The 24,328-nt window shown below is 58.0% G+C and carries 26 protein-coding genes, 1 tRNA gene and 1 riboswitch; of the genes, 8 read left to right on the top strand and 19 right to left on the bottom strand.

The window, feature by feature from the left end:
* Nucleotides 1-9 precede the first annotated feature (9 nt).
* From FIV05_RS18845 to FIV05_RS18835, 3 genes are all read right to left on the bottom strand, one after another.
* Nucleotides 10-432: a VOC family protein gene (locus FIV05_RS18845; protein WP_152510599.1), complete on the bottom strand. Its 423-nt coding sequence runs from the start codon at nucleotides 430-432 to the stop codon at nucleotides 10-12.
* A 158-nt stretch (nucleotides 433-590) separates the two neighbouring features.
* A complete protein-coding gene (locus FIV05_RS18840) occupies nucleotides 591-875 on the bottom strand; it encodes a YciI family protein (protein ID WP_152510598.1) in 285 nt (94 codons plus the stop codon).
* A 76-nt stretch (nucleotides 876-951) separates the two neighbouring features.
* The gene (locus FIV05_RS18835; protein WP_152510597.1) at nucleotides 952-1,377 is read right to left on the bottom strand and encodes an organic hydroperoxide resistance protein; all 426 of its coding nucleotides are present in this window, start codon (nucleotides 1,375-1,377) and stop codon (nucleotides 952-954) included.
* Between the two features lie 148 nt (nucleotides 1,378-1,525).
* Here FIV05_RS18835 and FIV05_RS31910 point away from each other — a divergent pair, with 148 nt between their 5' ends.
* Complete coding sequence (locus FIV05_RS31910) at nucleotides 1,526-2,329, top strand: MarR family transcriptional regulator (RefSeq protein ID WP_152510596.1); 804 nt, start codon at nucleotides 1,526-1,528, stop codon at nucleotides 2,327-2,329.
* A gap of 309 nt (nucleotides 2,330-2,638) precedes the next feature.
* On the opposite strand, the gene FIV05_RS18825 is transcribed toward FIV05_RS31910, so the two are convergent.
* On the bottom strand, nucleotides 2,639-3,232 hold the full coding sequence (locus FIV05_RS18825; RefSeq protein WP_173013882.1) for a TetR/AcrR family transcriptional regulator: 594 nt from the start codon (nucleotides 3,230-3,232) through the stop codon (nucleotides 2,639-2,641).
* Nucleotides 3,233-3,281: 49 nt separating this feature from the next.
* On the opposite strand from FIV05_RS18825, the gene FIV05_RS18820 reads away from it, so the two are divergent.
* Nucleotides 3,282-3,722: a DUF1330 domain-containing protein gene (locus tag FIV05_RS18820; protein WP_152510594.1), complete on the top strand. Its 441-nt coding sequence runs from the start codon at nucleotides 3,282-3,284 to the stop codon at nucleotides 3,720-3,722.
* A 28-nt stretch (nucleotides 3,723-3,750) separates the two neighbouring features.
* Here the strand turns inward: FIV05_RS18820 and mgtE are convergent, their stop codons facing one another.
* From mgtE to FIV05_RS18790, 6 genes are all read right to left on the bottom strand, one after another.
* The gene (gene mgtE, locus FIV05_RS18815) at nucleotides 3,751-5,166 is read right to left on the bottom strand and encodes a magnesium transporter (RefSeq protein WP_152510593.1); all 1,416 of its coding nucleotides are present in this window, start codon (nucleotides 5,164-5,166) and stop codon (nucleotides 3,751-3,753) included.
* A gap of 174 nt (nucleotides 5,167-5,340) precedes the next feature.
* The gene (locus FIV05_RS18810; protein WP_152510592.1) at nucleotides 5,341-5,670 is read right to left on the bottom strand and encodes a hypothetical protein; all 330 of its coding nucleotides are present in this window, start codon (nucleotides 5,668-5,670) and stop codon (nucleotides 5,341-5,343) included.
* A 31-nt stretch (nucleotides 5,671-5,701) separates the two neighbouring features.
* Nucleotides 5,702-6,190, bottom strand: coding sequence for a hypothetical protein (locus FIV05_RS18805; protein WP_152510591.1), 489 nt, complete (start codon nucleotides 6,188-6,190; stop codon nucleotides 5,702-5,704).
* Between the two features lie 113 nt (nucleotides 6,191-6,303).
* The gene (locus tag FIV05_RS18800; RefSeq protein WP_152510590.1) at nucleotides 6,304-6,891 is read right to left on the bottom strand and encodes a hypothetical protein; all 588 of its coding nucleotides are present in this window, start codon (nucleotides 6,889-6,891) and stop codon (nucleotides 6,304-6,306) included.
* Nucleotides 6,892-7,110: 219 nt separating this feature from the next.
* Nucleotides 7,111-7,197 (bottom strand) — tRNA-Leu (locus FIV05_RS18795).
* Between the two features lie 132 nt (nucleotides 7,198-7,329).
* The gene (locus tag FIV05_RS18790; protein WP_022998287.1) at nucleotides 7,330-7,596 is read right to left on the bottom strand and encodes a FliM/FliN family flagellar motor switch protein; all 267 of its coding nucleotides are present in this window, start codon (nucleotides 7,594-7,596) and stop codon (nucleotides 7,330-7,332) included.
* A gap of 98 nt (nucleotides 7,597-7,694) precedes the next feature.
* Here FIV05_RS18790 and lipB point away from each other — a divergent pair, with 98 nt between their 5' ends.
* On the top strand, nucleotides 7,695-8,402 hold the full coding sequence (lipB, locus tag FIV05_RS18785) for a lipoyl(octanoyl) transferase LipB (RefSeq protein ID WP_152510589.1): 708 nt from the start codon (nucleotides 7,695-7,697) through the stop codon (nucleotides 8,400-8,402).
* Nucleotides 8,403-8,693: 291 nt separating this feature from the next.
* The gene (locus FIV05_RS18780; RefSeq protein ID WP_173013881.1) at nucleotides 8,694-10,616 is read left to right on the top strand and encodes a methyl-accepting chemotaxis protein; all 1,923 of its coding nucleotides are present in this window, start codon (nucleotides 8,694-8,696) and stop codon (nucleotides 10,614-10,616) included.
* A 91-nt stretch (nucleotides 10,617-10,707) separates the two neighbouring features.
* Here FIV05_RS18780 and FIV05_RS18775 read toward each other — a convergent pair whose 3' ends face one another.
* The 8 genes from FIV05_RS18775 to FIV05_RS18740 form a co-directional block, all read right to left on the bottom strand.
* Entirely contained in the window at nucleotides 10,708-11,592 is an 885-nt protein-coding gene (locus FIV05_RS18775) for an NAD-dependent epimerase/dehydratase family protein (RefSeq protein ID WP_173013880.1), read from the bottom strand.
* Nucleotides 11,592-12,458 (bottom strand): glycosyltransferase, encoded by an 867-nt coding sequence (locus FIV05_RS18770; RefSeq protein WP_152510586.1) that lies wholly within the window; start codon nucleotides 12,456-12,458, stop codon nucleotides 11,592-11,594. Before FIV05_RS18770 ends, FIV05_RS18775 begins: the two co-directional genes overlap by 1 nt.
* A gap of 8 nt (nucleotides 12,459-12,466) precedes the next feature.
* Nucleotides 12,467-13,687: an NAD-dependent epimerase/dehydratase family protein gene (locus FIV05_RS18765; RefSeq protein WP_062488568.1), complete on the bottom strand. Its 1,221-nt coding sequence runs from the start codon at nucleotides 13,685-13,687 to the stop codon at nucleotides 12,467-12,469.
* A gap of 144 nt (nucleotides 13,688-13,831) precedes the next feature.
* On the bottom strand, nucleotides 13,832-14,119 hold the full coding sequence (locus FIV05_RS18760) for an acylphosphatase (RefSeq protein WP_022998281.1): 288 nt from the start codon (nucleotides 14,117-14,119) through the stop codon (nucleotides 13,832-13,834).
* 73 nt (nucleotides 14,120-14,192) lie between these two features.
* Nucleotides 14,193-15,083 carry a DMT family transporter gene (locus FIV05_RS18755; RefSeq protein ID WP_152510585.1) on the bottom strand — a complete coding sequence of 297 codons (891 nt, stop codon included), beginning with the start codon at nucleotides 15,081-15,083 and terminating at the stop codon, nucleotides 14,193-14,195.
* Nucleotides 15,084-15,169: 86 nt separating this feature from the next.
* Nucleotides 15,170-15,343, bottom strand: a riboswitch (FMN riboswitch).
* A 77-nt stretch (nucleotides 15,344-15,420) separates the two neighbouring features.
* The gene (locus FIV05_RS18750; RefSeq protein WP_209009703.1) at nucleotides 15,421-16,713 is read right to left on the bottom strand and encodes a diguanylate cyclase; all 1,293 of its coding nucleotides are present in this window, start codon (nucleotides 16,711-16,713) and stop codon (nucleotides 15,421-15,423) included.
* Between the two features lie 110 nt (nucleotides 16,714-16,823).
* Nucleotides 16,824-17,477, bottom strand: a complete 654-nt coding sequence (locus FIV05_RS18745; RefSeq protein ID WP_152510584.1) for an HAD family hydrolase — start codon at nucleotides 17,475-17,477, stop codon at nucleotides 16,824-16,826.
* A gap of 116 nt (nucleotides 17,478-17,593) precedes the next feature.
* Nucleotides 17,594-19,606, bottom strand: coding sequence for an acetyl/propionyl/methylcrotonyl-CoA carboxylase subunit alpha (locus tag FIV05_RS18740; RefSeq protein WP_152510583.1), 2,013 nt, complete (start codon nucleotides 19,604-19,606; stop codon nucleotides 17,594-17,596).
* Nucleotides 19,607-19,830: 224 nt separating this feature from the next.
* Here FIV05_RS18740 and FIV05_RS18735 point away from each other — a divergent pair, with 224 nt between their 5' ends.
* The 3 genes from FIV05_RS18735 to FIV05_RS18725 all read left to right on the top strand — a co-directional run bounded on the left by FIV05_RS18735 (nucleotide 19,831) and on the right by FIV05_RS18725 (nucleotide 21,372).
* On the top strand, nucleotides 19,831-20,307 hold the full coding sequence (locus tag FIV05_RS18735; RefSeq protein ID WP_152510582.1) for a hypothetical protein: 477 nt from the start codon (nucleotides 19,831-19,833) through the stop codon (nucleotides 20,305-20,307).
* 120 nt (nucleotides 20,308-20,427) lie between these two features.
* Complete coding sequence (locus tag FIV05_RS18730) at nucleotides 20,428-20,898, top strand: hypothetical protein (RefSeq protein WP_152510581.1); 471 nt, start codon at nucleotides 20,428-20,430, stop codon at nucleotides 20,896-20,898.
* A 162-nt stretch (nucleotides 20,899-21,060) separates the two neighbouring features.
* On the top strand, nucleotides 21,061-21,372 hold the full coding sequence (locus FIV05_RS18725; RefSeq protein ID WP_152510580.1) for a hypothetical protein: 312 nt from the start codon (nucleotides 21,061-21,063) through the stop codon (nucleotides 21,370-21,372).
* 117 nt (nucleotides 21,373-21,489) lie between these two features.
* Here the strand turns inward: FIV05_RS18725 and FIV05_RS18720 are convergent, their stop codons facing one another.
* Nucleotides 21,490-23,022, bottom strand: a complete 1,533-nt coding sequence (locus tag FIV05_RS18720; RefSeq protein ID WP_152510579.1) for an acyl-CoA carboxylase subunit beta — start codon at nucleotides 23,020-23,022, stop codon at nucleotides 21,490-21,492.
* Between the two features lie 320 nt (nucleotides 23,023-23,342).
* Between FIV05_RS18720 and FIV05_RS18715 the strand changes: the two genes are divergently transcribed.
* On the top strand, nucleotides 23,343-24,293 hold the full coding sequence (locus FIV05_RS18715) for an OmpA family protein (protein ID WP_152510578.1): 951 nt from the start codon (nucleotides 23,343-23,345) through the stop codon (nucleotides 24,291-24,293).
* Nucleotides 24,294-24,328 lie beyond the last annotated feature (35 nt).

Raw genomic sequence — 24,328 nt, 5'->3', positions numbered from 1 at the left:
TGTTAAGAATCACGATAGGTAATTCGGCCAGAGCGGGGCTGCCGCCAGCTCCAGGACATTGCCGTCCGGGTCGTTGAAATAAAGGCTGGTGCCGCCTGCCGGCCATACGACCTCGCTGACAATTTTCACACCCATCTCGCCCAGGTAAGCCCGCCAGGGTTCCAGTTGGTCGGACCCAATGCGAAACGCGAAATGACTGTGACCCGACGTATCGTGCCCGGGAACGACACCTCCCGGCGTCTCAACGTCCTCCCCGGTGTGGCCGCGATGAACCACCAGAAGCGCCTGCGCGGGGCCGGCATCATAGGCAAACAGCCTTTCTCCAGCGACCATGCGCTTCAATCCCAGGATTTCGGAATAAAAGGAGTGAGCCGTCTCCATGTCGTCGACATAAACGGCGGTTTCCAAGATGCCATCAAGCTTCGGCCGCATGTTCTTAATTCTCCGCGTGAGACAAGTCGGCCCTTCTTAACACCCATCCGCCGGGAATTTCAGGTTACCCGGCAAGGTTTTCTTTCAAATCGCCATCGTCATCTGGAATTGTCGTGTGGCGGCTGCATTCCGCACAGAGGTGATCGCCCGTGATTGCGTCAAATCGGGAAGTTCCGTGCGTGCATGACCGGCTTGAATTCCGTAACGGTATATTCCGCAACGCCCGCCGACTTGAATGGGTCCTTGTTGATCGCCAGTTCGACTTCGACACGGTCAGCAGCGCGCGCCAGGATCACACCACCGGTTCGCGGCTGTTTCGGACCGGATGCCAGGAATAGGCCGGCCTCATACTGATCCCGCAGGAAGGACCTGTGTTCTTCCGCCAGAGCATCTATTTCCCGCAGATCAGCAGTGTAGTGAAGATCGATAACAAAGAGGCTCACGAAAGCTCCTTTCCACCAACAGAAGCCCAAAAGGAGGTCCGGCTCGACCACAAAAGCTCGAACCGGACAATCCGTGTCAGACGACAGTCAGCTTGACGTCAATGTTGTTCCGGGTGGCGTTTGAATAGGGGCAAACCTGGTGTGCCTTGGCAACGAGGTCTTCAGCTACAGCCTTGTCCAAACCCGGCAGGGACACTTCCAGCGCGACCGCCAGACCGAACCCGCCTTCAGAACGCGGACCGATGCCAACCGTCGAGGTGATGGACGTATCAGCCGGGACTGCGATCTTTTCCTGCCCGCCGACGAATTTCATCGCGCCAATAAAGCAGGCTGCATATCCGGCTGCGAACAGCTCTTCCGGGTTATTGCCTTCGCCGCCTGCGCCGCCGAGTTCTTTCGGCGTCGCCAGCTTGACCTTGAAGGATCCGCTCAACGTCTCCGCCGCACCATCACGGCCGCCGGTGGCCTTTGCCCTGGTTTCATATTTCACATCAACAGCCATCTGCAGGCTCCTTCTCTCAAATATCAAGTCATCTAGCCATATTTATCGCATAAGCTTTAATCGTACACGATATAAATTACCCACATATACACACGCCTGCAGTTCGTCAACAGTTGCGACCATATCGCGCGCGATTTATAAGGAGCGAATGAGCGAGACCACAAACCAGATGTCCCTGCTGGACGCGATTGGATTTTCCGCGCCGGAAGCGACTGAAAAACAAAAAAAAGACAAGCCGGCAAAAGCCGAAAAGTCTGAGAAGAAACAGCGCAAGAAGGCCGCTGCCAAGCCTGAGGCGGAAGCGGCTTCCGGCGCTGAAAGCAATGACGCACGCGAAGCGGAAATTGACGTTTCCGTCGCCGAGACGCCTGTCAGCCAAGAGATAGCTGATACCGGAGAGACGCCTGACGTTTCTGCGGAAACGCAGGCTGGCGAAGATCCCGGCACCGAGCAGGCTGCATCCGCTGTCAATGACCCTGCGAGCGACCAGGACGACGACAGTCAGAAAATCCATGATGGCAGCTTGCCGCTCGACCGGCACTTGTGTTTTGCGTTGTATTCCGCCAACCACGCGATGCATGGCGTCTACAAGGCGTTGCTCAAGGAAGTCGGGCTCACCTACCCGCAGTTCCTGGCCATGACGGTACTCTGGGAAACCAACAACGTTCCGGTTGGTGCAATCACGTCCAAGCTGCAGCTCGACACCAACACGCTGACGCCACTGTTAAAGCGGCTTGAGGCCATGGGGCTTGTAACGCGCACGCGCAACATCAAGGACGAGCGCCAGGTTATCCTGAAACTAACCCGCAAGGGGCGCGCCTTGCAGAAGAAGACAGAACATTTCAGCACCTGCATCATGTCTTCGACCGGACTGAAACTGGAAGAAGTCATCGACCTTCAGGCAAAGGTCATGACGCTTCGGGACAATTTGCGTAAAGCTGGCCTGGAGTGATACCCGCCATTGAGCAGCAGGCAAAATGAGTAGCCATCAAACAGGCTCCGGGAGGTTGCTGCACCAGCACAAATCTCGGGGCCTTTTGTTTTGGCAATAACAGGTCTGCGTGACCTTTTGCAGCGCAGCTCAAGTCTTGGTCGGCCGGCATTCCCCTCCATGGCGTCGTGTTTGTTGAATTCGACACCAAAACATTCGACAGGAAGCAGCCTTAGTCCAGGCATGCCCTCCACTCCTGTGAACCGGTGTTACTTTCTCACTGGCAGGTGCGTTTGCTTTTATTGACCCACCTACACAATCTCGACGGCATCATTTTTCCGTCAGCAATGCCTGCCGCAGTGTCCTCGTCAGGACAGCTTCCGCCTCGCCCTCCTCCCAGCCGCAGTCCTGTGTCAACAGACCCCACGCCTGCACACTGAACGACGCCCAAAGAAATTCTGAAGCCGACTTCGCTGTCCAGACGGATTGCAGCGCACCGTCACGTTCCAGCGATCCGGTCAACACAAGCAACCATTGCCTCAGTTCCGACATCCGGTCTTCCCACGCCGCCGATGCGTCCGCATCGGTGGTTCGCAGGCGGATAAGATCCGAGGCAACTGGGTAGATTTCCTTCACGAAGCCGATCCAGACAGCAACGGTAGCATTCAGCCGTTCATGCGGCTGTGGCCTGTCAAAGGCTGCAAACAGTTTCGCCCGTATGTCGAGACGTTCATCAGCCCGCCGGACGAGTGCCAGGATCAGCCCCCCACGCGAACCAAAGTGATCGTAGACGGACTGACGGCTGATTTTTGCCGCCTTGGCGATTTCCGCCAGCGACACGTCCGCGCCCCGCTGCGAGATGAGCGTCCAGGCACTATCGAGAATTTCCGCGCGCGTGCGTTGCACCCTGGCTTGACTTGACACGTGTAAACTTTCCTGCAATTTGACACGTGTAAAGTTATGGAGAAGCCTCATGGACGTCAAGCAACAGTCAGCCCAATTCGTAACCTGGTACGGCTCGGGAACCGACGGTACCAGCCCGACGGAAAGCCAATGGACGCAGATCCTCAGCCGGGCGAGCGACAAACCCGTAACCCTGATCAATTTCTTCAAGCTGAATGCCGCCGCAACATATGCGGACGGAACGACGGGCCAGACCGGCCAGGAAGCCTTTGCCAGTTATGCGGCCGCAAGCATGCCGGCCATGGAGCGGGCTGGTGGACGGTTCCTTTATGTCGGACCGTTTCAGGGCATGTTCCTGGGGCAGGACGAGGATTGGGATCTGGTCGCTATCGGCGCCTATCCCGATTTAACCGCGTTGGTCGCACTCTATTCGGACAGCGCTTATCGCGATGCCTTCCATCACCGAACGGCCGCATGTCTGCGACAGAAGGTTCTGGTTTGCGGTGACTGACCTTTAAACGAGGCCTGCCGATTGGAGGCTAGAACGGCAGGCCGAACCAAAGCGCCGCGATGCCGAGAAAGGCGAAAAAACCGACCACATCTGTCACCGTCGTCACGAAGACGCTCGAGGCGATCGCCGGATCGACGTTCATCTTGTCGAGCGCGATCGGGATCAGAAGGCCGGAGAGACCCGCGAACAGCAGATTGATCACGATCGCACCGCCAATCACCACGCCGAGTCCCGGACTGCCAAACCACATCCAGGCGGTCACCCCGATGAGGATGGCCAGGGCAACACCGTTGAACACACTCACCAGAATTTCGCGGTTGAGAACGCGCAAAAGATTGCGCGCACCCAGTTCCTGGGTCGCGATACCACGCACGGCAACGGTCATGGTCTGAGTGCCGGCGTTGCCCCCCATGGACGCGACGATCGGCATCAGCACCGCCAGCGCCACCATGGCCTCGATCGTGTCCTCGAACAGCGCAATCACCACCGAGGCAAGCACGGCGGTGCCAAGGTTGACGACCAGCCAGGTCAGCCGCGAGCGCGCAATGGTCATCACATTATCGGAAATCTCTTCGTCACCGACACCGGCCAGGGCACGCAGGTCTTCTTCCGCTTCTTCCTGGATGACGTCGACGATGTCATCAACCGTCAGAACACCGACCAGGCGGTCGTTCTCGTCCACAACAGCGGAGGAAACGAGGTTGTAGCGCTCAAACCGGCGGGCGACCTCTTCCTGATCTTCCGTCGCGAGCACCGCCTGGCGAGTCTCCTCCATGATGGAAGTGACCTTCTCGTCCCGCTTGGTGCGCAGGATCTTGTCCAGGTGAACGGATCCGAGCAGTTTGAACGTCGGATCGACCACGTAGATCTCGTAGAAGCTGTCCGGAAGGTCGCGGGCCTCGCGCATGTAGTCGATCGTCTGACCGATGGTCCAGAAGGGGGCAACCGCAATGAATTCCGTCTGCATGCGCCGGCCGGCGCTTTCTTCCGGATAGTCCAGAGCTTTTTGCAGCTGGGCCCTGTCCGCATAAGGCAGCTCTTCCAGAATAGCAGCCTGGTCGTCCTCATCGAGGTCTTCCAGAATGTAGACCGCATCATCCGAATCGAGATCGCCCAGACCTTCGGCGATGACTTCCGTCGGCAGGTCTTCCAGAACCTGCAGACGCACTGCCTCATCGATCTCGGTCAGCGCGGTATAGTCGAAGTCCTCGCCCAGAAGCCGGATAAAGGACGCCCGATCCTCCGGATCCAGCGTCTCGAGAAGGTCACCGGTGTCGGCTTCGTGAAGATCGGCGGCAAGGTGTCTCAGGCCATCCTGATCGTTCGCCTCGATTGCCGCTTCAACAGCCGCAATGAATTCGCGATTGAGATGCTCATCCTCGTCGCGCACCGGAATGTCGGGAACGGAAGAGGCGGTGACATCAAGCTCGGATGCTTCACTCATCTGGCGCCTCCCCTCAAAACGCAACGAACTCTTCCGGCGAAAGGCACCGGACACTCCTCACCAGATCTAGCGTTTGCGGCGGCAAAGCGCCACCGGAAAAGCGAAACCGGTCCACAGACTTAACTCGGAAATGCCGCTCTGGTTCAAAAGCCTGCCAACTTTCCTTGAAGTCCTTCAGCGCCTCTCGGGGCCGCTGCACCCCTTGTCCGCTGCAACGCTTCGCAAGTGATCGAGATAGTCACGGGTGTCCTGTGGCAGAATGGCCTCGTCATCGGAAATGCATCGCTCCGCACGGCGGAATGCGCGGCGCGCTCTCTCGCTGGCAAGACACACTCTGCCCGCAGCCAGCACCTCCTGCTCGACATACCAAAGCTGCTGGCACGTCATCGCGCCAAACCTGCCCGGGTCAACGGCAGGATAAACGGAAAGCGACTGCGCAAATGCCGCCGGCGACACAAATGCAATTGCCAGCCACACGAAAACGAACCTGCTCCGGAGGGACACCAGTCGCTCCGCAAGGCCTTTTCTCACACCTTCACGCATGGGCGGAAAGCTGCCGATTGGTTGGCGCTGTGTCCGACGTGAGCGCGAGCGCATAGAGCAGCGCAAGCGTGACGCCATAGCGGAACGATGAATAGAGACTGCCGGTCAAGACCATGAGCAGCGTGCTGTTCGGCATTGCGGGAAGGACGTAGGTAAAAAACAGGATTGCCGAGACGGCAGTCAAGGCAACGCAGACCAGATACGCTTTCCAGGCAACCAGCGGACGAAACACCACAAGAAACAGCACGACGATCATCGCAGCCCCTTCCGCGCTCGTCACGAGAAGTTTCCAGAGCCCGGGTTCGCTCAAGAGACGCGACAAGAAGCTGCCCCAAAAGGCGCCACTCGGCACAGTGACAAGCCAGAAATCCTTTACTGCGTAAATTTCGGGGAAGAGCTGTATCAGCAACAGGCAGATGACGAGCGTCAGAATCATGCCGCGGATCACCCAGCGCCAATCCGGCCTTGCGGTATCGGACATGTCATCCCTCCCGTGTCTTCTCAATGACGGACAACAACACGACAAAGCGTCATCAAGAACCCTTCAGAACCGCTTCCACAGCCAGTGCGGACACTCTCGCCGCAAAGGCCGCATCACTCGACCTCGCACTCCGGCGGCCGCGTATCCATGGTCCAATCCTGTACCGGCAAGGCACCGAGTGAAGTCTTGAAGTTCTTCCCGTTCAGGACTCCCTTGCCCGTCAGAAGGTTGACGTCACACTGTCCGTTGGCATCCGGATCCAGCGTATCGTAGTAGGAATAGGTGTAGCCGGCGACCCGGAAGACGCCGTTGCGATAGGCAATGGTCAGGACCTGTTCCCAACGGTTGCGTCCGACGGCCGAGTTTTCCGAATAGATTTTCAACGAACCGTGTTCGTTTGCTTCCATCCAGGGCTCCTGGCCATACATGCCGCCACGCCACACCATGTCTTTCGCATGGGCAACCTGTTTCCAGCCCTCTCCTGCGTCCGTAAAGACGTAGAGATCGCCGCCTTCTTCCGTTTCGACGAGGATTGCGCGAAAGCGATTGATGTCGCCGTCGACGGGAGACGTCACCGCACCGGCAATGGCGCCGGCCGGGACCATTGCCTCCTGCTCCTGCGCCAGAAGCGGACCTGCCAGCAAGCTCAGGGTCATCATTGCGGCACAGGACGAAGTACTGATGGAACGGAAATTGAACACGTGCGGCTTCCTTCGATTTCGCATGAATGTGCCGGACCGGTTTTTGCCAGTAGCCCGCTGAGGCTGTTCCTTGCAGAAAAGCACATCGCAACAAACCCAAAAAGCCGGTATCTGAATTTTCCCAGAGCAATCAGGTATTTTGCGGGCAGTGCGGAAAAGCAAAAAGGCCGCCCGGAGGGGCAGCCTTTTGAGGAAGCATCGGTAGAAATGCTTCGAATATGGTGCGGTCGAGAAGACTCGAACTTCCACGGGTTTTACCCCACAGCGACCTCAACGCTGCGCGTCTACCAATTCCGCCACGACCGCATATTCGATTGTTCCCGGCGCCTCTCAGCATCGAGGCGCTCCATGTAGCAAAAGGAATTTGGGGGCGCAAGAGGCCTTTTTGCATTAATTCACAGGCACGCGATTTTTCTTATGCAGAAATGCTTTAGTCCCTCAAAGAGGGCCATCGGTACGCATGGGTCGGATGTCCGGCGGACGCATCAGAACTTCCGTGATCGAGATGCCTATCCGCTCGCCGAGCAAAACCACCTGCCCCTTGGCGACCAGCGTATTGTTGGCATAGATCTTCACATCGTCGTCTTCGGCCACATCAAGGTCGATAACGGCGCCACGCCCCATGCGGAGCAACTGGTGGACAGGCATCTCGTTCTCCCCGAGAACGACGGAAATATCGACTTTGATTTCATCGAAGGTAGTCATCGGACGCCTTGATCCTTAAATAGGGCAACTGACCCGCCAGCGCTTAACCATACCACGGCATGGCAAGCCAGCTCAAAAAACAATGAAGTGTCATCCACATGTCACCCGCCGATAGAGACGCTCTTTCCCTCAGTTTTCTGCCAGTTTCCGGCTCGCGGCCGGTCGAATGGCGGATTTCCGACGAACTGGTCGATTATGAGACCGCTCTTCGGGAAATGGATGAAAGGGTCCAGAGAATCATTGCCGGCGAAGCCGACGAACAGGTCTGGCTGCTGGAGCATCCCCCGCTCTACACCGCCGGCACCAGCGCCAAGGACAGCGATCTGATCGCTCCCGACCGCTTTCCGGTCTACCGGACGGGCCGCGGCGGACAGCACACCTACCATGGGCCAGGGCAACGCGTAGCCTATGTAATGCTCGATCTGAAGCGGCGTCAGCAGGATGTGCGGGCTTTTGTTTCCGCACTTGAAGCCTGGCTCATCAGCACGCTCTGGCACTATCACATTCGCGGCGAACGCCGTGAAGACCGCGTCGGGGTCTGGGTGCGTCGGCCAGACCGCGGGGCGACGGTCGAGGACAAGATCGCCGCAATCGGCATCCGCCTGCGCAAATGGGTCACGTTCCACGGCATCAGCTTCAACGTGGAGCCTGAACTGGATCATTTTGACGGTATCGTGCCCTGCGGCATTACCGAACATGGCGTGACCAGTCTCGTGGATCTCGGCCTGCCGGTTACCATGGCCGAAAACGACAGCGTCCTGCGGGCCGAATTTGAAAAGATATTTGGCCCCACGGTTTCCGTGTGAAGCCACTCGCGCGGCGCAGGCTTCAAACAGACGCACTGAACTCTAGGTAATATCGAGTTCAAGCTCGAGTTGCAACAAAGGCCAAAAAGCAACCTCAAGAAATTCCATTGTTATTTTTGCGAGTAACATTCGAAATTCCATGAAGTTTTGGCTTTTTTAGTTCGAAGACCGTTTTGTTACCGGTCAGATTTAGTATTCCTTCATTCAGATGAGCGAATACAGACACAAACCTTCTCAACCATGGGAATGAAGTTTGTGACCCAGGCTCTCTCAGTTCGCTCCCGTCGGAGCGTGATCACCAAAATCCTGCTGGCCGCCGCCGGCGTCATTGTTCTGATCTTCGCCGGCTTCGGCCTCTTCAACGACACCCTTCAGCGTAACGCAAAGACCGACGAAGTTCGTGACTACATGACCGGTGTCGGCCAGTCGGAAGTCAATATCGTCACAAACTGGTTCGAAGCGCGCATGATGCTCATCGAGGCGTTGTCCGAACGCATTGCCAAGCAGCCCGAGGTAACACCCGAGTTCTTCGACCTAAAGACCCTGACCAGCAATTTCAGCGCGACCTATTTCGGCGTGGAAGCAGACGGTGCCTTCAACATGTGGCCGCCGGCAGATCTGCCCGAAGGCTACGATCCGCGCGTGCGCCCCTGGTACAAGGATGCCGTCGCAAAAGGCGGACCCGTGATCACTGCTCCCTATCAGGACGCCTCAACCGGCAATCTCATCGTGACGGCTGCAACACCGGTAAAAACCGGCGGCACCCTTTCCGGTGTGGTCGGTGGTGACTTTGACATCACCACCCTGGCGAACATGCTCGCCTCGTCGAACATGAGCGGCCTCGGTTACGTCTTTGTGGCCGATTCCAAGGGCACCATCCTGGTGCACCCGGACAGCAACATGATTTCCAAGCCGCTCAGTGAGCTTTTCCCCAACGAGCAGGTCAAGGTCAGTGCAGAACCGCAATACGCGTCCAGTGTTGATGGCGACCGTATCGTCCAGTTCGTTCCGGTCACCGGATTGCCGGTCGACTGGCAGATTGGCCTTTCCGTTGATCGGAACGCCGCTTTTGCAAGCCTGACGAGCTTCCGTTATTCGGCACTCTTTGCGACCGTGATTGCAACCGTGCTGATGCTTGCCATCCTTGGTACCTTATTCCAGACACTGCTGGCCCGTCCGCTCGCGTCCGTGACCAGTTCAATGGCCCAGATTGCGGAAGGCGATCTGGAAACCCCGGTCCTGGGCCTGGAGCGGAACGACGAGATCGGCTCGATCGCCAATGCCGTGGAGGTGTTCAAGACCAACGGCAAGGAACAGCGTCGCCTGGAAGCCGAACGCGCCACCGAGCAGGAAGCCAAGCATCGCAGGGCAGCAACCGTCGACCAGTTGCTTGGTGGTTTCAACCAGGAAATCCGCAGCGTTCTGGAAACCGTTTCCAACGCCACAGAAGAACTGGAACGCACCGCCCGAGAGTTGGCGCAAACTTCCGAACAAAGCTCGACCGATGCGGAATCGGCTGCCCGGACCACTGGGGACACCGCCGCCAATGTCCGCTCGGTGGCCGCAGCCTCCGAGGAGCTGACGTCCTCCATCGCCGAAATCGCCCGGCGTGTTGAAGAGCAGGCCGGCATTTCCGAACGGGCCTCCAGCGCGGCTTCCCAGACGGATCAGACCGTACAGAGCCTGGTGGCGACCACCGACCGGATTAGCCAGATCGTCAGCCTGATCAACGACATTGCCGCCCAGACCAACCTTCTGGCGCTGAATGCCACCATTGAGGCGGCCCGCGCCGGTGAAGCCGGCAAAGGCTTTGCGGTTGTTGCATCGGAGGTGAAATCCCTGGCCAACCAGACTGCCCAGGCGACAGAGGAAATCGCAACGCAGATCCAGGCGATGCAGACCGTTTCGAACCGCGCTGCTGAAGCCATCCGCGATATCAGCAACGTCATTGCAGAAATGTCCGAGATCTCCAAGGACATCTCTGTGTCGGTCGAACAGCAGAGCCTGGCAACCAACGAGATTTCGCGAAACGTCAACGAAGTCTCCACCGGTACGGACGCCATCTCCGAGACGATTATCCAGGTCTCCAGCGGCGCTCAGTCGACCGGCCGAAACGCCGCGGATGTTCTGTCTACAGCAGAGGCACTGACCAGCGAATCCGCCAACCTCAGCTCGAAGGTCGACCGCTTCTTCGACGACATCCGCGCTGCCTGATCTGGCACAAAGGCAAATGGAAAAGGCGGGCCGCTGTGCCCGCCTTTTTTGTTGCCAAACCGGCAAACAAAGCTTGCTCACAAGCTGAGCGTCATGTGCCGGCCGCACCGCGCCTAGCTATTGAGCGCAGAAACACTTTCAGCTTTTCAGTTCCGCCAGGCGACCACCCAAGTGCCCGCAGCCGGTCTGTCGTCATTTCGCCTGGCGCCTGGTTCGATGCTGCCGGCACCTCAAGGTTCAAACCTGCTTCGGCAGCATAAAGTGCCAGAAGGTCCTGGCGGTCGAGCAGGAGATCCGAGACGTTGTAGATCTGAAATGGTTCTTCATTTACCCGTCGCTCTTCCAGAACCAGGGCAACGGCAGCAGCAAGATCGTCCCCGTGAACTTCCGTTCCCCTGCGCGGGGCAATCGGAATACCGGCCGCAAAGTCCCTGAAAAGCCCTGACCATTTGTGGTCTGCCGAGCCTGACCCTGGTCCGTAAACACCGGTCGCGCGCAAAACGATGCCGCTCATACTCTGGCAGCATAACGCCTTGAGTGCCGTTTCCCCTGCAAGTTTCACCTCGCCATAAAGCGTATCGGGTGCAGGTTCATCCGTTTCCGCGAGCTTTTCGCCTTGGCGGTGATCGCCGTAAACAGCCCTGCTGGAGAGGAAAACGACTGTCCGGCAGCCCGCCTTCGCGGCCGCTTCAAAAAGACGCCGGGTACCGTCGACATTCAGCTTCCTGAACCGCTCTGGATCGTCCCCCTCACCGCCCCGGAACTTGCCGGGCTCATGGACCAGTGCACAATGAACGAGTGCATCGGCTTGCGGGAGTTGAGGATCCGGGTCAGCAAGGTCATAGGTCCGAAAGGCTGCCGCAACGCCGTCAACAGGGCGTCTTCCAAGAACCGTGACCGTGCAGCCATCGTCAAGCAGCCGCTTCAGGATGAACCGGCCAACTACCCCGCTTGCCCCCGTCAGAAGAACATGCATCAGGATGCCTGCTTTGCAGCCCACTCCAGAGGACCGGGCAGACCGGCCATATCGTCCGGAATGCCGACACCGGTCGCAAAAGCCTGCCAGAGATCGATCAGAGGACGCAACTTGGCGGTCTTTTCATGCCCCTCCTGCCAGGGCTTTTCATACTGGTAATGCAGCACATGGATCTGCTTCCAGTTCCAGAGTTCCGGCAGGTTGAACCAGACATACTGGAGCGTGTTGAAGAACACCGGCAACCCGTGCCAGTCGGGAAAATAGTCTTCCAGAAACGTCTGGTCCGTACGCCGCCAGAAGGCCTCCGGCCTGTCCAGACGCGCCAGCATGGCCTCGAACGTGGCCATATTCGGCCGGGCGGTAAAGACGCCGCTGTTCAGCCGGTGGAAGTCCTGCAGGCTTTCGTAGACGTTGGGCGCTGCGCAGAACTCGGGATAGCCAAATAGCTTGTCGCAGTTCTGCAGCACGATGGCATCGGCATCGATGAAGATGACCCGGTCATATTCCTCGAGTTGCCACAGCCGCAGCTTGACGAAGTTGTCCAGAGGCGTGTGAAAGACCGGCTTGCCGCCCTTTGTGAAGGGAGCTGCCTTGTGAATGCGGCCGCGTTCATGGCGCGCGTTGAAGCTTTCGCTCGTTGGCAGGCGCTCGCACCGGCCAAGCCGAGGTCCGAATTCCGCAAGTGCGACAAGATCCGCCTCACCGACCCCGGGCGTGTAGAGGACCACGAGGTCGGCTTCGGTTCCCGAATGCCGGAGCGAGCGCAGAAGCGCCGTCGCCCCGAGCACATAGTCCCGGTTCGTCACCAGTGTCACATAGGCACATGTGCTTCCAGGCGCCCTGTCGAACTGAGGAGTGTCTTGCATTCCCGGCCTCAGGACACGGATTTCAGACGCGGATGTTCCGGATCCCGTTCGATCTCGTCGGCAATTTCCTTGGTCCAGGCGGACACTGCCGGTACTCGGCTGCGGTCGACGCGGTAGGCGAAGTTCTTAGCGACGTCCACCACCTCGCTCAACAGACCTTCTTCCAGCGTGATCGGATTGAGGCCCAGTTCCAGGAACTGCTTGTTCTCGACAACCAGATCGTTTTCTGCCGCTTCCTTGCGCGGGTTTGGCAGATAGGCAACCTTCGCGCCGGTAAGACGGGAGATCAGCTCTGCCAGATCCCGCACCCGGTGGGTCTCGGTCATCTGGTTGAACACCTTGACCCGGTCGCCCTTTTTCGGCGGGTTCTTCAACGCCAGTTCAATGCAGCGAACCGAATCCTGGATATGGATGAAAGCCCGTGTCTGGCCACCGGTGCCGTGAACCGTCAGCGGATAGCCGATGGCTGCCTGGATCAGGAACCGGTTCAGAACCGTGCCATAGTCGCCGTCATAGTCGAACCGGTTGATCAGTTGCTTGTGTCGAAGGGTCTGTTCGGTATGCGTGCCCCACACGATCCCCTGGTGCAGGTCAGTGACCTTTAGCCCGTCGTTCTTGGCGTAGAACTGGAACAGCAGCTGATCCAGGCACTTGGTCATGTGATAGATCGAGCCGGGGTTGGCCGGATAAAGGATTTCCTGAGCCGCTTTGGAGCCGTTCAGGGTCTCGACGTCAACCGACAGATAGCCTTCGGGAATCGCCGCGCCGACACTGGAATAGCCGTAGACGCCCATGGTGCCGAGGTGGACAAGATGCGCATCAAGATCCAGTTCCACCATCGCGTTGAGCAGATGGTGCGTGGCATTGACGTTGTTGTTGACAGTGTAGTTCTTGTGCTGGTCCGATTTCATCGAATAAGGCGCAGCGCGCTGTTCGGCGAAGTGGATGATGGCATCCGGCCGGTTGTCTGCAAGCCAGGCCTTGAACACTTCATAGTCGCGGGCAATATCGATCAGGTGGAACCGGATTGTATTGCCGGTTTCCTGCTTCCAGATCCGCGTGCGTTCCTGGATCGAATCCATGGGCGTCAGCGATTGCACACCAAGCTCGGCATCGATCCAGCGACGGCTCAGATTGTCGATGATATGAACTTCATGGCCCTGATCTGACAAATGCAAGGATGTGGGCCAGCCGACAAAACCATCACCGCCAAGTATCGCAATCTTCACTGAAAATCTCCCGGTTTCACGTTTCGGCACCAACAGTGCGGCACCGATTGCTTCATCTGAAAGATCAGATCATTGCGATATTTCCGTGACAACTCAACTTCCAATGTCGCGATTGATATAGAAAAGACGATTGGCCACAGCCGGTTAAGCCGTATCGCGCACCTCGAAGGCGCCCGAGCAGGGCTCTACCGGCTCAAGGTCCTTGACCAGGTTTACCCTTGCAAGAGACGGCCCATGCCAGAGTACATCCAGCATGTCGACAACGGTATCGGACGGGCCTGAAAACACGGCTTCGACCCCACCGGAGCTGAGATTGCGCACCCAGCCGGCCAGTGCCCTGTCTTCAGCTTCACCCGCACACCAGGCGCGGTACCCAACACCCTGGACCCTGCCCTCAATCAGCACGTGAACGGTCAATGGATCGGCGGTCATTCAGGTCTCCGAAGTTCGCGATGCTGCAAAAGCTTAGTGCAAACCTGCCTGTTCGCAAACGTCTGCGTGTGCTTCAGGCTGTGGACACTTGCGTGTCGCGCTTTTGCTCGTCCAACATGACCAGCAGCGATGCACCGACAATCACCAGCGCTCCCGGCCAGAATGCACCGCTCGGGGCAAAGCCGAAAGCGAAGAAGCCGACCGCGATATTCAGCGGAAGCTTCAGGTGGTCGAAAGGCTGCACGAAGGCCGCATCGGCCTTCTGGTAGGCGAGGGTCAGCAGGTAGTTTGCCAGCACAGTCAGGGCGCCGGCACCCACGAGCAGCCACAGCGCCGGACCGGTTGGCACGATACCGCCCTCTCCCAGCGCAAGCAGTGCATTTACCGGTGTCAGGAGCAGCAGCAGGTAGATGGTGATGGAATCGGCATCTTCAGTTGCAGTCAGCTTTTTGGTGACGAGCGAAGTTCCTGCCCAGAATGCAGCTGCCCCGACCGGCAAAAGTGCTGCCAGGCTGAAGCCTTCCGTCCAGGGCTCCAGAATCACCATGCCGCCGGAAAAGCCCGCCAACGTCGCGAGCCACCGGATCAGGCCAACCCGTTCCCTGAAGAACAGCTTGGCGCCAATGATCACGAAAAACGGCGAAGTCATCACCAAGGCGATTGCCTGCCAGATCTCGACCTGCGCAAGACCTGCGACCCACAACTGGATCCCGATCACTGCAAGAACACCCCGCGTCAGATGCCATCCGATCTGATGTGTCTTCAAGGCGGAAAAGCCGCGCCGCAGGACGAATGGCAGGCCAACGAAAAGGCCCAGCGCATATTGCCAGAAGGCCGCGGACGTTGATGGCACGCCCAGTTGCATGGTCGAGGCCTGCAGGGCGCCGTTCACGATTGCAAACGAAGCCCCTGCCCCGATCATGGCAAGTGCGGCGAATATGGGCTTCTTCGATTTGGTCGACATGGGCGTCCTATCTGCGATCCGTTCCGTCATCGTTCAGAACAGTCTCAAAAGACACACGCCCACCGGCCATCAACAAATGGCGGCGGTCAAGTTCTCTCTCATCCGGACTTTCGGGCGGCTTCGCTTGACGCCACCTCAACCGTCGGCTCCGGCATCTCACCGAATCTGCTGACCTTCGAACATTTTATCCGAAGCGCTCGCGGGCTCCGGGTTTCCCCGATACCGCCGGTGGGGAATTTCACCCCGCCCCGAGAACTGCTCTCCAAGAGCTTTCAGTATCCCTGAAATAGACAGGATGCAATAGTGGATGCATGCCGAAAGGCACCTCAACGGCACATCAGGCCACGCAAACCCGATTTCTGCCGGCCTGCTTGGCGCTGTATAGCGCTTCATCAGCCCTGGCGATGGTCTGGCTGATTTTCTCGCCATCTCCAACGGTGGCAGCCCCTATGCTGACCCGCATTGAGATCAGCTGCTGATCATGCAAGTGGGGCACGGTTTCGACGGCCTTTCGAATGCGCTCGGCGATTTCAAAGGCCTCATTGAGGTCGCACCCTTCCAGCAGGCAATAGAACTCTTCACCGCCCGCCCTTGCAAAGATATGCGGCTCTTGAAGTTCACGTTTCAGCAGGCCGACAAGATGATTGAGCGCTGCATCGCCGCAGGCATGGCCGTATCGATCGTTGATCAGTTTGAAATGGTCAACGTCCAGCACAAGGATGGACAGGCTGACTGGCGTCTTTTGTGCCCGTTCCTTTGCTGCAGCTGCCAGCTCGAAAAACCTGCGACGGTTGTAGGCCTCTGTCAGGGCATCGCGCTCTGCTGCCCACTTGAGCTGCTCTTCCAGACGTTTGCGTTCAGTGATGTCGAGCATGGATCCAGCAAGGCCGTTCACCTCGCCGGAGACCCGGTCACGGGTAACAGCCTTGTGGAAGGTCACCGTTCGGCGCTCGCCATCAGCATAGCAAACGTCCGCCTCATAGATCTGAACACCCCCCTGCTGCATCAGCTCTTCGTCGGCCGCTTCATAGACCTTTGCCAATTCAGCTGGCGCTACGTCGTAAACACTGGCGCCGTTCACCTTGCTGGCCGGCAAACCGATGAACGCTTCAAAAGCCTTGTTGCAGCCGCTGTAGATGCCGGCCCGGTTCTTGAAGAAGATGGGTGAAGGCAGGTTATCGATTGCAGACTGAAGGTTATCCCTCTCAATGGCGAGATCGCGGCATTTTCGGAACAGCCCACCCTGCCGCGCGATCACGAGTTCTGCGCGTTTAAGGGCAAGCAGCAGAAGGTCCGCGTCATCGGCGTCGACAACATCATCCACCCCGCCTTCCAGCAATGTCAGCTGCGTTTTTGCTGCCAGTTCTCCCGACGAACAAGCGATGATGAGGGTCGTATCCCGTATTCTGTGAAAATCGCAGGTCGGCAATGCCCCCGTCGCCCCGACATCCAGAAGACAGACCTGAAACGGGCAAGAGGAGAGCGGCTGGACAGTGACCTGGTGCAGGACGTAACCGGCTGGAAGCGACGGTGGCGGTCTTTTGGCAGGCGAATAATACCCGACGTCAACCGCCTTTTCAGACGGTACCGACGTATTTTGGGTATCCGTTGCATGCATCCGTTCTGCCAAGGCGCACTCCTTTGAGCTTAACCTACGGGAAAATCGATAAATTCGGAGTTAAGAAAGTTTGCCGGCAGCAAGAAGCCACTCTCATTGCCACCGTGTCGGAATGGAGGCCATTAGCGGGTCGCGAAATACGCGGCGATGTCTTGAGGTCTGGCTGCTATCAATACCGGATTTTCGGCGGCCAGTTCTTCACGGCTACCGTAGCCCCACAACACGCCAATGCCCGCCACTGCGTTGGCGTTTGCTCCGACAAGGTCATGCTTGCGATCACCAACCATGACCGCCTCCGACGACTGGATGTTTTCCTCACTCAGGATATGCGCGATCAGCTCGGCTTTCGCGGACCGCGTGCCGTCCAACTCTGCACCGTAGACCTTGCCGAAAAAGTCCATCAGGCCGAAATGCTCAACGATCCGACCTGCGTAACTGTGGGGCTTTGAGGTACAGACGTGAAGAAGAAACCCGTCTTTCCTGAGAGTTGTCAGCAGTTCGGGAATACCCTCGATCAGCGAATTCTCGAACAGTCCCGTCACCGTGTAGCGCTCACGATAGAAGGCCACGGCTTGATCCAGCACAGCCTTGTCTTCCGTTCCCAGAAGAACCTTGAAGCTGTCCCAGAGCGGCGGCCCGATGCACCAGCGCAGCTCTTCCACGTCAGGTGCCTGCCCACCCATCTTTTCAACCGCATACCCGATTGAACGGGTGATGCCTTCAAAGGGGTCAGTCAGGGTTCCGTCCAGATCGAACAGGATGGTCGAAGTCGTCATGATGCCCCGCAACGTATTGAAAAAGAAAGCGGCCTGGACCGGATGGTCGCAGGCCGCTGAATATCGGCAGTATCCGATGCCTGTCAATCAGGCTGCGTTAGGTGAATCACCCCGGATCAGGAAAACTCCATGATCACGGCGTCTACGGCAAGGCTGTCGCCGGGCGTTGCCTTGATGGCGCTCACGACACAGTCGCGCTCCGCTCTCAGCACGTTTTCCATCTTCATGGCCTCAACGACGGCAAGCTGCTCACCTGCCTTGACTTCCTGTCCCTCGGCCACAGCGATGGACACCACCAGACCAGGCATCGGGCACAGCAGCATCTTCGACGTGTCCGGCGGCAGCTTCTCCGGCATCAAGGCATCCAGCTCGGCAATCCGCGGTGTCATCACTTTCGCGACCACGGAATAGCCCTGCCAGTCGAGGCGGTAGCCACCGCGCAGGGTCCGGACCTGCACCGTCACATCCTTCGCGCCGACCTTGCCGGACCAGAGCGGATCACCTGGCGCCCAGTCAGCCTCCACATTGACAACGGGGCCATCGCCGATCGCGACATCGATCTCGACGGGCGTCCCCGGATACCCGGCAGCAAGCCGGATCGGAACATAGGTCTTGTCGAGCTTGATCACCCAATCCTCGCGAATGGCACCGGAATGAGCCCGCAACCGCCCGGGCAGGTGGTCCAGACGCTCGCGTTGCAACGCCCCCATGGACAGGGCAACGGCTGCAAGAACCGCATAGGCCTCGTCATCGGGAACTGCCGGCTCGAAGCCGTCCGGATATTCGTCTGCGATGAAACTGGTAGCCAACTCGCCCGACCGCCAGCGCGGATGGTTCATCAGCGCTGTCAGAAACGGTACATTGTGCTGAATACCGTCGACGTAAAACGCATCCAGAGCTGAACTCATCGCATCGATCGCCTCCGCCCGTGTCGGCGCATGGGTGATCAGCTTTGCGATCATCGGGTCGTAGAACATCGAAATTTCAGAGCCCTCGACAACGCCGGTATCGTTGCGGACGGTAACCCCGTTGCTGGCCTCTTCCGCCGGCGGCCGGTAGCGCACAAGCCGGCCAATGGACGGCAGGAAATTGCGGTAGGGATCTTCCGCATAAATACGGCTTTCGACTGCCCAGCCGTTCAGCTTGACGTCTTCCTGGGCAAGGTCCAGTTTTTCACCGGCGGCAACGCGGATCATCTGCTCAACCAGATCGATACCGGTGATCAGTTCGGTCACCGGGTGCTCCACCTGCAGGCGCGTGTTCATTTCCAGGAAGAAGAAGCTCTTGTCCTGCCCGGCGACGAACTCGACCGTGCCGGCACTGTCATAGTCGACGGCCTTTGCAAGCGCGACGGCCTGCTCACCCATCTTGCGGCGCGTTTCCTCATCGAGCAGAGGCGACGGCGCCTCTTCGATGACCTTCTGGTTGCGCCGCTGAATCGAGCATTCACGCTCGCCCAGGTAAATCGCATTGCCGTGCTTGTCGCCCAGGACCTGGATTTCAATATGGCGCGGGTTTTCGATGAATTTCTCAATGAAAACCCGATCGTCGCCGAAGGAAGACGCCGCCTCGGATTTCGAGCGGGTGTAGCCATCCCGCACCTCGTCCGCATTCCAGGCGATGCGCATACCCTTGCCGCCACCACCCGCGGACGCCTTGATCATGACCGGGTAGCCAATGTCCGCAGCGATTTCGACAGCCTGCTCCGGGCTTTCTATTACGCCAAGATAGCCCGGCACCGTGCTGACCTTCGCCTCATTGGCGAATTTCTTGGATTCGATCTTGTCGCCCATCGCCATGATGGCGCGCGGATTGGGGCCGATCCAGACAATGCCTTCCTTCGCCAGCGCTTCGGGAAAGCTGGCGCGTTCGGACAGGAAGCCATAGCCCGGATGCACGGCTTCAGCTCCGGTCTCCTTGCAGGCCGCGATGATCTTGTCGGCGATCAGATAGGATTCCGACGCTGCCGCGGGACCGATGTGGACCGCTTCGTCTGCCATTTCCACGTGAAGGGCATCGCGATCGGCATCGGAATAGACCGCAACTGTCTTTATGCCCATGCGGCGGGCCGTCTTGATGACGCGACAGGCAATCTCACCACGGTTGGCGACTAGTATTTTGGAGAACATGAATTTCCACCCAGCTGGACGATTTTCCATTTTGTAGGCTGCGCCACTTTGGCACGCAACTTATCCAAAGGGCGAGACGTGATTTTGCGGATAGTTGCCCAAACACTCAAAAACGGCATGCCGCGACAAGGACCGACCGAAGGTAGTTCGGCGGGAAAGCGTCTATTTATCCGAATTTTAATAAACTTATTGCAGGAATTACCAAGGCAATGGGGAACAATTAAATGAAACGCATCTTTTCAGCGGCAATTATCGCGAGTGCTTTACTACCAACTTCCGCACTGGCGGAAACCGCAGGCAAGTGGAAGAGCGGCGAAATCAATGGCTTTACACGTTATTGGACCACCAACAACCTTGGCGCGAACTTCGTAGTCTGGTGTCATCCGAAACGCCGGATCAACGGCACGCTGCTTCATATTGATATCGACGGAAAAATGCCGCCACCGCGCAGCAGGATCAAATTGATCATGGACCGCGAGATCCTGGAGCTGCCAATCAACGAGCAGGGATACGTGGAAACGGGTTGCGCCGCGTGTTCCGACAGCTTCGGCTATGTCTGGCACCGTTTGCGGTCATCCCATTCCCTTGCGGTGAAATTCCAGGACGACAGCTATGCCGGATTTTCCCTGCGTGGCGCCCAGAAGATCATTCCCGGAAACGTTTGCCCGACCGACTGGCAGAAACAACACCCCAGGTCCTGAGGCAGGGCGGCCTGGCCATCGCCACGTGGCATGCCAGGCCGCCAAATTACTTTCTTGATTGAAGGGCTTTTAACAGAACACCTGTAATTTTCGTCGGTGACAGATTACGGAAACGGCTCGATGCGCAGCGCCTTCTTTTCTTTTTTATACCTTGCACTGGCCACGAGCTTGCCGGCAGCCGCAGCCGAATACGGCAAGTGGCATACAGACACGGCGTATGGCTACGAGCGCTACTGGACCGAAAGCTCATCAGGAGCGCGATTCACGATCTGGTGCCCGCCCAATCATGCCGTCAGGAACACCCTTATCGGCGTGCGCATCAAGGGCCGCAGGCCGGACCCCGGGTCCACAGTCCTGGTCGAGCTGGATCACAAGCTGATAAAGTTCAAGGCAGGAAACGACGGTTACATCTACAATGACTGCCCGGCCTGTTCCGACAACATGACCTATTTCTGGCACCGGTTGCGTTCATCGGTAAAATTCGCCGTGCAACTGGAAGACAGACGCTATTCGGGCTTTTCCCTAAACGGTGTGCGAGAAGCCATGGCGGGGTCTGTATGTTCCAGCCAGATGGCCCGTAATACGCAGTAAACTCCAGGCAAAATCCTGACCGGCGATTTTGTGTGCTCGCAATCACATTTGCGCACCACAAGTTGGTGCACACTTCTCCTGTCACCAACTTTCCGGACTGTTCTGCTAGACTAAACCTTCAGAGCGTTCTTTCCGGTGGCAACGGCACGTCAGGAGACTTTCATGCGGAAAATGCTTCTTTGCGCAGCAGCGCTTGCCCTTCCCGGCCTTGTCATGTCGACGGCGGCCGAGGCACGACCGGACCTTCGCAAGATGACCTGTGCCCAGGCGCAGAACATGGTGCGCCAGCACGGTGCCGTGGTCTTCACCACGGGGCAGTATACCTATTCGATGTTTGTTTCGAACCTTAGCTACTGCGATCGTAACCAGGTCCTGTTCACGCAGTTCGGCCAGACGCGGGATACACCACGCTGCCCTGTCGCGTTCGAATGCAAGGAACCTCTGTTCCCGCGCGGTCTCTCGCGTTGGGATTGATCTTGCAGACAGCAAACAGGCCGGAAAATCCGGCCTGATACAATCTCGTGTGTCACTGCTGCGGACCAGCGATCGTCTTCCGGAACCGAGCGAATGAATGCAAATCGGCTCTTCTTGCTAGAGCGGAATATTGTCGTGCTTTTTCCATGGCATATCCGCCTGCTTGGACCTGAGCAGGGCCAGGGCCTTGGATACACGCCGGCGGGTGGAATGCGGGCGAATGACATCGTCGATATAGCCGCGCTCGGCAGCAACGAACGGATTGGCGAACCGGTCCTCGTAATCCTTTGTCCGCTTGGCGATCTTCTCCTTGTCGCCGAGTTCGGATCTGTAGAGAATTTCGACCGCCCCTTTTGCGCCCATCACCGCGATTTCAGCAGACGGCCAGGCGTAGTTGATGTCGCCGCGGATGTGCTTGGAGCTCATCACGTCGTAAGCACCGCCGTAGGCCTTGCGGGTGATGACGGTGATCTTCGGCACCGTAGCTTCAGCGTAGGCAAACAGCAGCTTGGCGCCGTGCTTGATCAGGCCGCCATATTCCTGCGACGTGCCGGGCAGGAAGCCTGGAACATCGACGAAGGTCACGATCGGAATGCTGAAACAGTCGCAGAAGCGGACAAACCTTGCAGCCTTGCGGCTGGCATCGGAATCCAGAACGCCGGCCAGAACCATCGGCTGGTTGGCAACGATGCCGACAGTGCGACCCTCGATCCGTCCGAAACCGGTAAGGATGTTGCCCGCGAAACTGCCCTGGATTTCGAAGAAGTCGCCCTCGTCGACTGTCTTCAGAACAAGTTCCTTCATGTCGTAGGGCTTGTTCGGATTGTCCGGAATGAGCGTGTCGAGGCTGGTGTCGATCCGCTCCGGGTCGTCGTAGTTCGTCAGTTCCGGCAGGTCCGCACGATTGTTCATCGGCAGATAGTCAATCAGCCGGCGCATTTCCTGCAGGGCTTCGACGTCGTTGTCAAAGGCACCGTCCGCAATCGAAGACTTGGTGGTGTGGATCGACGCGCCGCCGAGTTCCTCGGCTGTCACCGTCTCGTTCGTCACGGTCTTCACCACGTCCGGTCCGGTAACGAACATGTACGACGTGTCACGCACCATGAAGATGAAGTCCGTCATGGCAGGGGAATAGACGTCGCCGCCTGCGCAAGGTCCCATGATGAGCGAAATCTGCGGAATGACACCGGAAGCCAGAACGTTGCGCTGGAACACTTCGCCGTAACCGCCAAGAGCCGCGACGCCTTCCTGAATACGGGCGCCACCTGCGTCGAACAGGCCGATGATTGGTGCCCGGTTCTGCAGGGCCATGTCCTGGAGCTTGGTGATCTTTTCCGCATGCGTTTCGGAAAGAGACCCGCCGAAGACCGTGAAATCCTTGGAGAACACGTAAACGGTCCGACCGTTGACCGTTCCCCAGCCGGTGATCACGCCGTCGCCGGGGATATGCTGCTCTTCCATGCCGAAATCGGTACAGCGGTGCTGTTTGAACATGTCGAATTCTTCAAAGGACCCTTCGTCCAGAAGAATTTCAATACGTTCACGCGCAGTCAGTTTGCCCTTGGCATGCTGCGCATCGATGCGGCGTTGTCCGCCGCCCAGCCGCGCGGTTTCGCGGCGTTGTTCCAATTCGGCCAGAACTTCTTTCATCCGGTCCTCCCAAAACTTGAGCTTGGATCACGCCGTAGCATGATCCCCCGACAGAGCCTAGTCAGCACATGGGCTTATGGGGAAACTACGCCCCGTGAACCTTCCCAGCCAAACGCCCACAGAAGCTGGACGAAGAGCTTGACGAATGTCCGGCAAAAGCCTTTATGGCCACGCTTTGCCCGATCCCAAACCTGCCCTCACGTTTCCGCGCGCCAGGACAGACCAGGATCACTTCAATACGTGCCCTTTTTTGAAGCACGATTTTCAAACTCGAGAAATCTCATTTCAGGTCCAGGACCCATTCTTAACGGAGTACATTAATGTCAGGAAATTATGTTGTTGATCACCGTGACGGTGTCATCACGCTCGCGCGTTTGCAATATTTCGACGTCAGCCAGGCGAACCTCAAGGAAGATCACAAGAACTGGCTTCGCAGAAACGTCGTACCGCTGCTGAAGGGCAACGGCAGCATCAGTATCGTCGGACTTTCCAGCCGCAGCGGCAAGGCAGCCTTCAACAAGGCCCTGTCGATGAAGCGGGCAAATGCCGTGAAGACGTTCCTCGAAGAATGCCTACTGTCCTGTTTTCCGTTCGATCTGGTCGACGGACTTGGCGAAACCCTGGCTGAAGAAATGGGTCAGGAAGACGGCGTTGAAGACGGACAGTTCCGTGCCGTGATGATTTACGTGCATTCCCTGCCGACCCCGCCCAATCCGAAGGTCATCAAAACGCCCAAGAAGATGAAGCCCAAACCAAAGGCGGCTTCCACCTTGTGGGTCGGCATCGGTGAAAGCCATTCAGGCGACCTTGTTGCTGTCGGGCGGTACAACTGGAATGGACGCCTTTACCGGGCCAGCGCCGATGACAACGGCTATGTCGACTACGTTGACCTTATGGCGGACGGCTGGAAAATCGGCGGCGGCCTGGGAGGCAGCGTCGGCGGCATCGTCATCGTGGCACATGGTGTCAAGACGCCCAGCGAGTTCAACAAGAAGGGCGAATGGTCTGATTGGGACCTCGATCTGGCGATTGCCGGAAAGCTGGGGGACGTCCTCAAGGGCATCAAGGGCATCGGCAAGATCGTCACTACGATGGAGAAATACGAGGAACTGAGCCATGCCGCGATTGAACTGACCAAGAACAAGGGGTTCGTCAAGAAAGGTCTCTACACAATTCCGATGCTAGGTGTCGGTGCGGGCCTGCACGTTTGGACAGGACGCAAATACGGCGACGTTTCGGTGATCTCGGTCGGCAGGACACTGATGCGTTAGCACCCTGTCCCCGGCCACCTGTCCGCACACGCACC

The sequence above is a fragment of the Labrenzia sp. THAF191a genome (assembly GCF_009363335.1).
In the GTDB taxonomy this organism is placed as follows: Bacteria; Pseudomonadota; Alphaproteobacteria; order Rhizobiales; family Stappiaceae; genus Roseibium; species Roseibium algicola.
This window is presented reverse-complemented; position numbering and strand designations above follow the sequence as displayed.